Genomic DNA, 12,079 nt, shown 5'->3' with positions numbered 1-12,079 from the left:
TAGCGATATTCGCCATTTACTTGCTTACGCACGTTGCGAGCTATCGCTCCGGACCCCGTTGTCCCTCCTAAAGAGGATTTCGATTTGACATCGGCAAATATACACAAGCGTCAACATTGTCCGTTCGCCACGGGGACCGAAAACCCACTGATCTCATGGGTCACATCCATCTCGGGTCTGCCGACGGTTCGCGGGGATCCGTCCGTTTCTGAGCGCGGTACTCAGCAGTCTGTGCCCAAGCCGAGAAACTGCACGTAGAATCTGGTTAGCTCTGCAGGTCAGGACCACCACTCCCGGTGACCTGAAAAATGTCGGGCACCGTCCCGATGACTGACCACAAAAGGAGCCGCTCAATGTCGCTCAATGTCCGCCGCACGGTCGCCGGAATCCTGGGAGCCGGCGCATTCACCGGCGCGACGCTGTTCGCCGCCGTCCCCACCGCGTTCGCCGAGCCCGTGCCGCCGCCGCCGCCGAACTGCACGGCCGCCGATCTGGCCGGGGTGGCCTCCGGTGTCTCCGCCTCCACGTCGGCCTACCTGTTCACCCACCCCGAGGTCAACACCTTCTTCACCAGCCTGCACGGTCTGCCGCACGACGAGATCCAGGCCAAGGTCGACGAGTACTTCACCGCCAACCCGCAGATCGGCGCCGAGCTGAAGAACATCCGGAAGCCGTTGCAGGATTCCCGGATTCGCTGCGGCGATGTCGACAGCGACGGCGACGTCGACATCCTCTGAGCCCAGCGGTAACCAACCGAAACGCTTCACCCATTCGAGAAAAGGGATTCCAGTGATCAAGTCACGTTGGACCGCCGCCGCACTACTCGCCGCCGCGGGTGCCGCCGGGGCGATCATCGCCGCACCGCTGGCTTCGGCCAGTCCTGTCCAGACCCAGTGCACGAACGCCGGCAATATCGTCTCCGGCACCAGCACCGTGTGCCAGAGCCCGGGTAATGCCCAGATCACCAGCTCCCCGGGCATGCTCGGGGAGACCCAGTGGGGCATGTGGCCCTGGGGCTACGGAGGTTATGGCGGCATCGGCATTCTGTAGCCGGTAGAACCGCTCATACGACAGCGGTCGCAGCAGAACCCGAGTGGTTCGGCTGCGACCGCTGTCGTGTGTCTGGGCGCGTGCTAGTTGCGTACCGAGGTGTCCACCTGGGGCACCTTGACCCGGGGGAAGAGCTGATCGCGCCAGGGGTAGTTGCTGTCGTTGTCATAGACACCGGAACCGGGGCTCAACGCGATGACATCGGGCACACCGACCGCGGCCTGTGCCTGTCCCGCGAAGCCGATCACGGCTGCCGACAACGCTCCGACGATCCCGCCCACCAAGCCGATCTTCTTCATCGATCTCGCCTCTTCCCGTTCCTAGTCCTGCCAGGTGTAACAGAGGCGACCATGTGTTTGATTCCGGCTCAGCCGTAGCTGGCGTCCAGGAAGCGGCTGCGCACCTCCGGAGCGGGGATCGGGCACGCGTCGTACTTACCTCCGACGTGGTAGCGCACCGCGGCGAAGGCGGCGTAGAGCCTGTCCCGGATGAAGCCGGGTACCACCCGCGCCGCCCGGGCCAGTTTCCAGTAACCGCCCAGATAGTCGGCCACCTCCAGCAGTGCGGCGGTTTCGGTGCTGACGGCCTCATCGGGCTGATTCGGATTGCGCACGAACACAACCGAATCCAGTCCTTCCAGGTGCGGATGCCGCGCGATGATGTCGCGCGCGACGTCGCTGTCCAGGGCGGCGAATCGCAGCGTGCCCCGGTGGTCGAACCGCAGAATGGCGCGGATGGCGCCGTTGCAGACCCCACACACCCCGTCGTACAACAGGATCGGCGCGCGCGCAGTCCCGTTCATCTGCCCTCCCCTCATCACCGACAGCCTTCCACCGTCGCCTCGTTCACCGCGTCGATGACGTCGGACACCTCGCCACGTCGCTGCCAGGCGGCGCGCTGACGCCGGGCGCCGTTGCCCCGTTCGAGCAATCGGGTCAGTTCGTCGTCGACGAACTCGAAATCCCCGACCGTGCGCAGCGCCGGAGCGATCCTGTCGATCAGTGCACGCAACAGGTCGACGGCCGGTGCCGTGCTCTTGCCGTCGCCGTCGCCGTCGCCGGAGAACGGATCCACCGCCGGGCCGTCGAGGCCGTAGCGGGCCGAACTCCAGTAGGCGCCTGCCAATTCGTGTGCTCGCACATCCGGGACGGGGACGTCGCACCGCTCCTCGTCGAGGGCCGTCATGACCGCGGCGCGAGTCAGCGTGGCGTGCAGCACCGTGTCCGCCACGGTGGCGGGTACATCGGCCACCCGCACCTCGACCGTCGGAAAGTTCGCCGACGGTCGGACATCCCAATAGACCATGCCGTCGTCGAGCATCGCGCCGATGTCCCGCATCCTTCTCACCGCACCGTCGTAATCGTCGGCGGAGTCGAAGTGCGGGGGCGGGCCCGCGCTGGGCCACCGCGACCACAGCACCTGCCGGAAACTCGCGTAGCCGCTGTCGTCGTTGCGGTAGATCGCGGAGTTGGCGGTCAGCCCCAGCAGCAGGGGCAACCAAGGCCGTAACCGGTTACTCACCCGGATTGCAGCCTCCCGGTTGGGAACCGCCACATGCACATGACATCCACAGATGCCCTGCTCGTGCGCGACCATCCCGAACCGGTCCGCGATCCTGCCGTAGCGATCGGAGTCGGTGATCGGGAACTCGTGCGGCACGGTGGGTGGCAGGCCGGCGGCCAGCAGGCGGGCACCGGCCTTCTCGGCCGCCTCGCTGGTGATCCTGCGCAGGCGGGTGAGCTGGGCTCGCAGATCCTCGGTGCTGTCGGACACCTCGGTGGCGGTCTCGACCTGGCAACTGGTCAGTTCCAGCTGCAGATCGGCACCGGAGTCCTCGGCCAGGACTGCCACCCGGGTGTTGAGCGGCACGGGATCACCGCAGTCCGGGTCGACGAGGAGAAACTCCTCCTCGACCCCGAAGGTCGGATGGCCGGCCATGGTCTCCTCGAACTGTGCGTTTTCAACGGGTCGGATAGCTCAAGTGCCCGGTTATCGCGGTACGGAAACATGGGCCCCACCCGCACCGTAGCCTGGCCAGATGGGATCCGCGCACGTCACCTGGCGCGAACGGAGCAGGCTGGTGCGTGCGGTACGCCTGTGGCGCACCCGCAATCCCCGCACATTCCGCGACAAGGTGCGGTACAAGATGTTGCGCGACCATCGCGACCTTGTCGTGACCTTCGCCGACAAGGCCGCGGTGCGCGATTATGTCGCGACATCTGTTGGGAGACAGTATCTTCCGATCGCCTACGCGATCGTGGACGAGCCCACGGACCTGTACCACGCGGTCCTGCCCGACACGTTCGTGGTGAAGCCGACCCACGGCAGTGGCGCGGTCATCGTGGTCTCCGAACACGCGCCCGCCGAAGCACGGCTGCCCGACGATCCGGGTGACTGGTCCTACCGATACGTACGCCCCCGGTATGTGGGCCGCCACGACATCGTCCGGATCGCACAGGGCTGGGTGGCGCAACTCTACGGTCAGGGACCCAACCGGGAATGGGTATACGGGCAGGTGCCGCGACGTGTCCTGGTCGAGGAACTGCTCACCGACGCCGACGGTGAGATTCCCGACGACTACAAATTCTTCGTCTTCCATGGAAAGTGCGCCTACGTACAGCTCGATGTCGGCAGGTTCGGCCGGCGCACCCAGGACTTCTTCCGACCCGATTGGGAACACCTGCCGCTGCGCGGCGGGCCGCCATGGGCGGACCCGCGACCCGAACCACCCCCGCAACTGGCCGAGATGATCGCGGTGGCGCAACGTTTGGGCGCCGACACCGACTTCGTCCGCGTCGATCTGTACTGCGTCGGCGATCGCGTGGTCTTCGGGGAGTTGACCAGCTTCCCGGCCGGCGGCGACAGTCCGTTCGATCCCGAGTACTTCAACCACGAGTTCGGGAGTCACTGGACCGTGCCGCGCAGATACCGGGAACGACGCTTGGAAACCCCGTCGCCGGGGCATTCCCTTCTCATGACGGACAAGACGCCCCCGCCCGGACCCACCGACCAGGGCCGAACCGGCGGGATGGCCACCCGCGAGGTCGCCCCGGACGTGGTGGAGAAGCATCGCCGGGAATCACCGGTGCCCGAGGACGCCACCGAGGTCACCGACGAGCAGCGCCGCGAGCAGCAGCAGCTGGACCACCAGGACGACGACCCCGACGCCCCCGGCGCGCATCAGGACCGCCACCAGCTCGCGGACGAGACCTAGGGATCCGACTTCGAGTTGCGCCGGCCGAGCACCTGAGCTCAGAAGGTCAGACCGTCCGGCAGGACGATGTCGGCGACGGCGAGGTTCTCCTCCAGATGTGCCACCGAGGACGTCCCGGGGATCAGCAGAACGTTGGGCGCCAGGTTCAAGGTCCAGGCCAGCGCGATCTGGGCCGGGGTGTGACCCAGCTCGGCGGCCACCCGCTGCACGGTCGGATTGCCCAGCACCGGATTGTCGGCCGAGAACGCCGAACCGAGCGGGAAGAACGGGACGAAGGCGATACCGCGTTCGGTGCTCAGATCGAGGATCGGCTGCGCGGCCCGGTCGGCGAGGTTGAACTGGTTCTGCACACACACGATGTCGGTGCGCCCCAGCGCGATCTCCAGGTGGCCGAGGGTGATATTGCTCAGGCCGATGCCCTCGATCAGACCCTCGTCGCGGGCCGCGATCATCGCGTCCAGTTGGCGGTCGTACAGGTCGCGGTCGATCCCGTCACCGAAGATCCGCAGGTTCACCGCGGCCAGGGTGTCCACGCCCAGGGTCTGCAGGTTCTCCTCGATCTGCCGGCGCAGGGAGTCGGGCTCGGGATCGGGCAGCCAGTTGGCCTGCTCATCGCGCTTCCCGCCGACCTTGCTGACGATCGCCAGGTTCTCCGGATAGGGGTGCAGCGCCTCGCGGATGAGTTCGTTGGCGACACCGGGACCGTAGATCTGGGCGGTGTCGATGTGGTCGACTCCCAGATCCACCGCCCGCCGCAGCACCGCGATGGCCTGCTCGTGGTTGCGCGGCGGGCCCCACACCCCGGGCCCGGGCAGTTGCATGGCCCCGAAGCCGACGCGGTGCACGGCGCGGGAGCCGATCGGAAAGGTCGCGGAAAGCGATGCGGTGGCCATGTCGTCTCCCAACGCCACCGGCCCGGACTTTATTCGGATCTACCCGGATTTCGTACGACGGAATCGGAGGTCACGACGATGGCTTCGCCGGGCTCGTTGCCCGGGTCTAGCCCGCAGGAAACACCAGAAGCGCTTGTTCCACAACGGATTCCAGCCTAGCCCGGCTGAACCCGGACTTGGCCTGTACCGCCATGCCGTGCAGCACGGCCATCACGAAGGCCGTCAGCGCACCGGTATCGGCGGACGCCGGCAGATCGCCCTCGGCCTTCGCCCGCTCGAAGCGCTCGCGCAGCTGGGCCTCCCCGTCGGCACGCACGTCGATGAGCGCCCGACGCACCGGCTCGGCATCATCGGAGGCGGCCAGCGCCCCGTTGATGCTCAGACACCCCGGATGGTCCGGATACCGGGTGTTGAGGTCGGCGGCGCGGCGCAGAATGTGCGAGGCGACGTCGCGGGCGGTGGAAAGCTCCAGCGCCTCCGGGATGTAGTCCTGGTAGTACTCGGTGTAGCGGTCCAGCGCGGCGCGGAACAACGCCTCCTTGTTGCCGAACGCCGAGTAGAGCGCGGGCCGCTCCACACCGGCCGCCACGGTGAGGTCGGCGTAGGACGCACCCTCGTAACCCTTGCGCCAGAACACGCGCATGGCGGCGTCGAGGACCTCGTCGATATCGAATCCGCGGGGACGTCCCATGGAGAGCAAATGTATCAGTTTCCGTAACGATTGTTACTGAACGGGTGGCCCGGCCTATAGTTCTGCGGATGCTCTTCTCCGTGGACGCCGACGCCCGGCCCTACGCCGAGGAGACCATCAAGAAGTCCCGCTTCATCGCGCGCCTGCGCCGGGTCGATTCCGAAGCCGCGTTCACCGCGTTCCTCGCCGACGTCCGCGAGATCGAACGCGGGGCCGGCCACCACTGCTACGCCTGCGTCATCGGCGAGGACGAGGGGACCCGGATCGAAAGGTTCTCCGACGACGGCGAACCGGGCGGCACCGCCGGCGCGCCGATGCTGGCGGCGTTGCACGGGCGCGGCCTGGTGAATGTGGCCGCGGTGGTGTCGCGGTACTACGGCGGGGTCAACCTCGGTGCCGGCGGTCTGGTCCGCGCCTACTCGGGCACCGTCATCGCCGCCCTGGAGACCACCGAACTTCGGCCCCGGGTGCGGGCGCAGCTCTTCCGGCTGGCGGTGGAGCACGCCACGGCCGGCTGGGTGCAGGCCGAATTGCGCCGCCGGGGCTTCGAGGTGGTCGAGGTCGCCTATGCCGAGCAGGCGGTGATCACCGTGGCGACCGCCGAACCGAGCGGCCTCCAGGTGGCGGTCGCCGAGATCACCTCGGGCGCTACCGACCTGGTGCACGTGGGGCACGTCTGGCGTGAACGCTGAACTCAGTCGCCGAGCACCGCGGCCCCGAACCGATGACACAGCAGCAGAGCGACTTCCACGTCGAGACGGTCCTCGGTGATCGGCCGGCCGCGGCGTTCCACGGCGCGGCCCACCCGGTACTTCACCGAGTTGAAGTGCAGGTGCAGCCGTGCGGCCGCGCCCTTGAAACTCGATCCGGCACATAGGAAGACTCGCAGGGTTTCCCGTAGCCGTTCGTCGCTGTCGGTACTCGAAGCGAGCGGACCCAGTACCTCGGCCACCCAGGTGCGTGCCTCGTCCAGGTCGTGGCCGGCCAGACCCGCCAGCAGTACTCCCGACTCGGCGGCGCTCACCGGCAGGTGTGAATCCGCGGAGAGCATCACCGTCCGGGTGAGCTGGGCCTGGCGATGGGAGCGTCGAAACCCGGCCACCCCCGGCAAGGGCCGGCCCGCGGCTACCCGTAGTACCGGGTGCGGCGGCAGCGGCGCGGACTGCTCGGTGACCGGAATCCAGGCCCACCCGGTCAGCCTGTCCGCCGGGACGAACAGGGCATGCTCCCCGGCATCGACGGCCGCCGCGTACTCGTGCACGTACCGCTCCATGACGGCCAGGGTGTCGTCATCGGAGTTCTCGCACCACAGCACCAGCGCCAGATGCGTCCGCCGCAGCGGATACCGCAGCGCCATGGATGCCGCATCGACATCCACCTCGTCGTTACCGGCCAGGACGATACGAATCTCATCCGCCTGCAGCCGGTTTCGGCTCTGCTGCCAGCGGTCGTACTCCTGCTGATAGGTACTGAGCACCTGCTGGGTGATCCAGTCGATGTAGCGGAAGGTCACCGCCAGGATCTCGTCGAACACGTCGAGCCGTCGGGACGCATCGAGTTCGGCCGTGCGGATCTCCTCGAGCAGGATCTTGAGCACCTCCTGATGGCCGAGGCGGTAGGCACGCACCAACGCATTGGCCGGCACATTGCGCTGCGCCAGCCGGCGTGCGTACTCCAGGGCTGCCGTCGGCGCCTCCACGTGCTCCACCGGGATGCCATGCCGGATCGCGGAGAAGACCGTGTCGATATTGGCGGCCACATTGTCGCGCAACAGCTGCACCAACTGCGTGTCCCCGCGCAGGTCGGCGATCTCACCCACCAACACCCGCTGGGTACGGGCGGTGACCTCGTCGAGCGCAGCGGTGAGCCGGGCCACCACGGCCGCGGCGGAATCCGCCACCGAGCCGTCCGAGATCCGCTCCATGCCGCCACCCTACTTGTCTCCAAGAGACAAATAATGACCGCGAATTGATGTCGCTGGCACGTCGATTTTGGTCAGTGCGGTTCCTAACGTTGCCGAACAACCGAAAGTCCGGGAGCCGTCATGACCATCACCGCAGCACTCGACGAGACCGGTGTCGCCGCAACCCCACGGCACCCCCTGCCGGATCCGGGCACCGGGGTGCCGCGCCTGGCGGTACCGACCGTCGCGCTGCTCCTGGCCGGCTGGGTGGCGTTCGCGGCATCCACGGCCGGCTACCTGCAGGGCTGGTGGCCGACCTGGGCCACCATCGCGGTCAACGCCGCGGTGACCTTCGTGATGTTCACCGTCAGCCACGACGCCATCCACTACGCGGTGAGCAGCACCCGCTGGGTCAACGGTCTGGTCGGCCGACTGGCCTTCACTCTGGTGGTACCGGTCATTTCGTTCCCGACGTATGCCTTCGTGCACATCGAGCACCACCGGCACGCCAATGACGACGAACACGATCCCGACGCCTGGGCCGCGCATTCCCGGTGGTGGCAGATGCCGTTGCGGTGGCCGTTCCCGGAGCTGTTGTACGGCGGGTTCATCCTGCGCACTGCGCGCAGCCGCCCCAGGCCCGAGGTCGCCGAGACCGTGGGCATGCTGATCCTGAGCCTGACCGGACTGACCGTCGCGATCGCCGCCGGGCAGTTCTGGACGCTGGCGGTGGTGTTCCTGATCCCGCAGCGGATCGGGCTGGTCCTGCTGGTGTGGTGGTTCGACTGGCTACCGCATCACGGCCTGGCAGACACTCAGCGCCAGAACCGGTATGGCGCCACCCGGGCCCGGGTCGGCATGGAGTGGCTCTACACCCCGCTGATGCTGTCGCAGAACTACCACCTGGTGCACCACCTGCACCCCTCAGTGCCGTTCTACCGGTACCGCGACACATGGCAGCGCAACGAGGAGGCGTATCTGGAACGCGACGCCGCGATCACCACGGTGTTCGGGCAGCATCTGAACGCGGATGAGTACCGAGAATGGAAGCGGCTCAACGGCCGACTCGCCCGGGTGCTGCCGGTGCGCATGCCGGTACGGTCGAGCGTGCCGCACGCGGTGGCACACCGGATTCCGGTGGCCGCGGTCGATCCGATCACCGCCGACAGCACGTTGGTGACCTTCGCCGTCCCCATGGCACTGCGCAATGCGTTCCGGTTCGAGCCCGGCCAGCATGTCACCGTCCTGGGCGCCGAAGGGATTCGCCGCAGCTACTCCATCTGCGCGCCGGCCACTCGAGCCCAGTTGCGGATTGCGGTGAAACACATTCCGGGCGGCGCATTCTCGACGTACGTGGCCGAGGAGCTGAAGGCCGGTGATGTGTTGGAGCTGATGACGCCCACCGGCCGGTTCGGCACAGCGCTGGACCCGCTGGCTCGGCGCCACTATGTCGGGCTGGTGGCCGGCAGTGGGATCACCCCGGTGCTGTCGATCCTGGAAACGGTGCTGGCGATCGAGACCGAGAGCCGGTTCACCCTGATCTGCGGCAACCGCACCAGAGAGTCCACGATGTTTCGGCACGACCTGGCCAGGTTGGAGTCGCGTTACGCGGACCGGCTGGAGATCACACACGTGTTGTCCGGCGACCCGCTGCACACCCCGGAACTGCGCGGCCGGATCGACACCGGGAAACTGCAACGGTGGCTGAGTAGCACGCTACGCCCGGAGACGGTCGACGAATGGTTCGTCTGCGGCCCGCTCGGCATGAGCTCCACCGCACGGGAGACGCTGCTCGGCCACGGCGTCGACGCGGATCGCATCCATCTGGAGCTGTTCACCGGCTACCCGTCGGACGGTGTCGCCGGTGCCGACTACGCGCCCGCGACAGTGACTTTCACGCTGTCCGGGCAGCGCGCCACGGTCGATCTCGCCGCGGGTGACTCGATTCTGGAGGGGGCCCTGCAGGTCCGTGGCGATGCACCGTACTCCTGCATGGGCGGCGCCTGCGGCACCTGCCGGGCCAAGGTGGTCAGTGGCACCGTGGAGATGGAGCAGAACTTCGCACTCGGCGCCGACGAACTGGCCGGCGGTTATGTACTGACCTGCCAGGCTCATCCGACCAGCCCGGCGGTTTCGGTGGACTACGACGCATAGACGCCTAGTGTGGGTCCGTGCACACTGCCGACAACGAGCTGATCGCCCGGGTCCGTAGCGAGCTGGCGGCCGCCGGCGACCCGGAGCGGGCCATCGGCATGCAGCGGTACATGAAGTCGGACATGCCGTTTCACGGCGTCCGACGCCCCGATGTGCGTGGCATCTGCCGCGTCATCTTCGATGAGCGCCCGCTGGATTCGGAGTGCACCGTCGACGCCACCGTCGAGCAGTTGTTCACCACCGCCGGTCGGCGCGAAGAGCTCTATGGCGCATTGCAACTCGCCAGGCATCGGAGCTACCGGCCGTACCAGACCCCGGTCCGGGTGCCGCTGTACCGGACGCTGATCGTGACCGGCGCCTGGTGGGACACCGTCGACGAGATCGCCGCGAATCTGATCGGGCCGATCCTGCTGTCCCATCCCGACCAGGTGCGTCCGACGATCGTCGAGTGGGTCACCGACGCGAACCTGTGGCTGCGCCGTACCGCGATCATCGCCCAGCTGGCGGCCAAGCAGCGCACCGATCTGGACCTGCTCACCCAGGCGATCGACGCGAACACCGCGGACGCCGATTTCTTCGTCCGCAAGGCCATAGGCTGGGCGCTGCGGCAGTATGCGCGAACCGACCCCGAGTGGGTACGGGCCTTCGTCGCGGAACGCGAGGACCGACTGAGTGGGCTGTCGAAACGCGAGGCGCGCAAACACCTCTGATCAGAAGGGTGGCGGGTCGGCCCCGTAGTGTGCGCGGTTGAGCGCGCGTTCGTGAGCGATTCGGTAGGCACGGTTCTGGGCGCGGGTGCGTGTTCGTTTGGGGACGGCGAGTTCACGGTGCGGACTCGGCGGCGGATCCGGTGGCAGGACCAGAGTCGCGGTCGGGGTGTCCAACTGAGGAAAGAACAGTTTCCCGCCGGGCGCGGTCGTGTAGGTGCGTCCGCTCGGGGCGGTGATGGTGACGGTGCCGTCGGCATGCTGCCGGTCGGTCCAGCCGCCGGGACCGCAGTGGAAAGTCTTGATCAGATGATGGATCCGGCAGTAAAGCTTGGTATTCGACGGGTGCGTGGGCCCGTAGGGCCAGGGTGCGGTGTGGTCGATGTCGCAACGCGCGACGGGTGCGTGGCAGCCGGGCCAGCGGCAGGCCAGGTCGCGGCAGCGCACGAAATCGGTCAGCTTCCTCGACGGCTGGTAGCCGTTTTCGGTGTCCAGCTCGGCCGCCGCGGGGACGGGCCGCACATGGGCGTGCGGAACCATCTCCTGGATCTGCTCGGCGGGGACCGCCCCATACCCGGGTAGCAGCGCCGGACGGTCGGATTCCCCGGTGACAGTGCCCTGTTCGGCCAGCACGTGGATGACGATCTGCCCGCGGACAGCGTCGTCGCCGGCAGCAGGACAGGTGTCCTTACCGCACAGGCAGGCAATGCTGTTGGCGCCCAGAGACAGCGGCTCGACGGCATCGGCGCGACGCTCATCCAGCGTGCGCGGATCATCGGGGCACACGGTGCGGGCCAGTGCGTCGAGACGCTGGTCGAAAAGGGCACCCTTGACGGCGTCGACCCGGCCGTGGATCTCGACCATACCGTCACCGATGGGTTCGACCGAGATGTAGCGGTTGCGCCGCGATTGGCGGGCGCGGCGCACGGCGTCGGGGTCGACATCGAGGATCATCCAGTCCACCAGTTCGGTGATCCGGTCATCGGAGAGCGCGTTCCATGACGGTGCCGCGGCGGCGACCTGGGCGTCGATGACGGCCATGATGTCAGGATCGGTGATCAGTGCGGTGCGGTGGAAGATCGCCAAGAACACCCGCAGATCCACGGCGCCGGTGAGAAAGACCTTCGCGAACTCGGGCAGCCGCTGGATCAGGTCACGGCCGTGCGTGATCTGCGTGCACGCCCGGCCGCGACTGATCCCGAGCTCGACGCCGAGTTCGGCGGCGACCAGCTCCCAGTCGTCGACAATCCAGTCCTCATGGCTGTTGCCCAGCTCCGCCATCCGGGCCAGCGCGAACTTTCCGGCGGCCACCAATTTGTGCGCCACCGCTTTGCGTTCGGCAGTCAGCTCGTCGCGCGCGGAGTCGAGGTGGGCGAGCGCACCTCGACTATCGAACATGTGTTCGACTATACGCTCCTGCACTGACTCGAACTTCTTGTCAGGGTCGCGCCATTCACAGCCGGCAAC

At 67.3% G+C, this 12,079-nt stretch carries 13 protein-coding genes; 6 read left to right on the top strand and 7 right to left on the bottom strand.

The window, feature by feature from the left end; all coding sequences use genetic code 11:
• Nucleotides 1-353 precede the first annotated feature (353 nt).
• Together K0O62_RS00750 and K0O62_RS00745 are read left to right on the top strand one after the other, a co-directional pair.
• Nucleotides 354-737, top strand: a complete 384-nt coding sequence (locus tag K0O62_RS00750) for a heme-binding protein (protein ID WP_073859092.1) — start codon at nucleotides 354-356, stop codon at nucleotides 735-737.
• 52 nt (nucleotides 738-789) lie between these two features.
• Nucleotides 790-1,050 carry a hypothetical protein gene (locus K0O62_RS00745; protein ID WP_079244860.1) on the top strand — a complete coding sequence of 87 codons (261 nt, stop codon included), beginning with the start codon at nucleotides 790-792 and terminating at the stop codon, nucleotides 1,048-1,050.
• Nucleotides 1,051-1,133: 83 nt separating this feature from the next.
• On the opposite strand, the gene K0O62_RS00740 is transcribed toward K0O62_RS00745, so the two are convergent.
• From K0O62_RS00740 to K0O62_RS00730, 3 genes are all read right to left on the bottom strand, one after another.
• Nucleotides 1,134-1,349, bottom strand: coding sequence for a hypothetical protein (locus K0O62_RS00740; RefSeq protein ID WP_073859091.1), 216 nt, complete (start codon nucleotides 1,347-1,349; stop codon nucleotides 1,134-1,136).
• Between the two features lie 68 nt (nucleotides 1,350-1,417).
• Nucleotides 1,418-1,852: a thiol-disulfide oxidoreductase DCC family protein gene (locus K0O62_RS00735; protein ID WP_073859090.1), complete on the bottom strand. Its 435-nt coding sequence runs from the start codon at nucleotides 1,850-1,852 to the stop codon at nucleotides 1,418-1,420.
• A 14-nt stretch (nucleotides 1,853-1,866) separates the two neighbouring features.
• Nucleotides 1,867-2,988, bottom strand: coding sequence for a glutamate--cysteine ligase (locus K0O62_RS00730; RefSeq protein WP_073859089.1), 1,122 nt, complete (start codon nucleotides 2,986-2,988; stop codon nucleotides 1,867-1,869).
• 100 nt (nucleotides 2,989-3,088) lie between these two features.
• On the opposite strand from K0O62_RS00730, the gene K0O62_RS00725 reads away from it, so the two are divergent.
• Entirely contained in the window at nucleotides 3,089-4,264 is a 1,176-nt protein-coding gene (locus tag K0O62_RS00725) for an ATP-grasp fold amidoligase family protein (RefSeq protein ID WP_079244880.1), read from the top strand.
• A gap of 38 nt (nucleotides 4,265-4,302) precedes the next feature.
• Here the strand turns inward: K0O62_RS00725 and K0O62_RS00715 are convergent, their stop codons facing one another.
• Nucleotides 4,303-5,157 carry an oxidoreductase gene (locus K0O62_RS00715; RefSeq protein WP_073859088.1) on the bottom strand — a complete coding sequence of 285 codons (855 nt, stop codon included), beginning with the start codon at nucleotides 5,155-5,157 and terminating at the stop codon, nucleotides 4,303-4,305.
• 106 nt (nucleotides 5,158-5,263) lie between these two features.
• Entirely contained in the window at nucleotides 5,264-5,848 is a 585-nt protein-coding gene (locus K0O62_RS00710; protein WP_073859087.1) for a TetR/AcrR family transcriptional regulator, read from the bottom strand.
• 68 nt (nucleotides 5,849-5,916) lie between these two features.
• Here K0O62_RS00710 and K0O62_RS00705 point away from each other — a divergent pair, with 68 nt between their 5' ends.
• Complete coding sequence (locus K0O62_RS00705) at nucleotides 5,917-6,540, top strand: IMPACT family protein (RefSeq protein ID WP_073859086.1); 624 nt, start codon at nucleotides 5,917-5,919, stop codon at nucleotides 6,538-6,540.
• 2 nt (nucleotides 6,541-6,542) lie between these two features.
• Here the strand turns inward: K0O62_RS00705 and K0O62_RS00700 are convergent, their stop codons facing one another.
• Nucleotides 6,543-7,772 carry a PucR family transcriptional regulator gene (locus tag K0O62_RS00700; RefSeq protein ID WP_073859085.1) on the bottom strand — a complete coding sequence of 410 codons (1,230 nt, stop codon included), beginning with the start codon at nucleotides 7,770-7,772 and terminating at the stop codon, nucleotides 6,543-6,545.
• A gap of 120 nt (nucleotides 7,773-7,892) precedes the next feature.
• Here K0O62_RS00700 and K0O62_RS00695 point away from each other — a divergent pair, with 120 nt between their 5' ends.
• Both K0O62_RS00695 and K0O62_RS00690 read left to right on the top strand, forming a co-directional pair.
• Nucleotides 7,893-9,905 carry a fatty acid desaturase gene (locus K0O62_RS00695; RefSeq protein ID WP_073859084.1) on the top strand — a complete coding sequence of 671 codons (2,013 nt, stop codon included), beginning with the start codon at nucleotides 7,893-7,895 and terminating at the stop codon, nucleotides 9,903-9,905.
• 17 nt (nucleotides 9,906-9,922) lie between these two features.
• Complete coding sequence (locus K0O62_RS00690; protein WP_234800279.1) at nucleotides 9,923-10,615, top strand: DNA alkylation repair protein; 693 nt, start codon at nucleotides 9,923-9,925, stop codon at nucleotides 10,613-10,615.
• Here the strand turns inward: K0O62_RS00690 and K0O62_RS00685 are convergent, their stop codons facing one another.
• Complete coding sequence (locus K0O62_RS00685; protein WP_073859083.1) at nucleotides 10,616-12,010, bottom strand: HNH endonuclease signature motif containing protein; 1,395 nt, start codon at nucleotides 12,008-12,010, stop codon at nucleotides 10,616-10,618.
• Nucleotides 12,011-12,079: the final 69 nt, after the last annotated feature.

The organism is Mycolicibacterium diernhoferi, assembly GCF_019456655.1.
GTDB lineage: Bacteria > Actinomycetota > Actinomycetes > Mycobacteriales > Mycobacteriaceae > Mycobacterium > Mycobacterium diernhoferi.
This window is presented reverse-complemented; position numbering and strand designations above follow the sequence as displayed.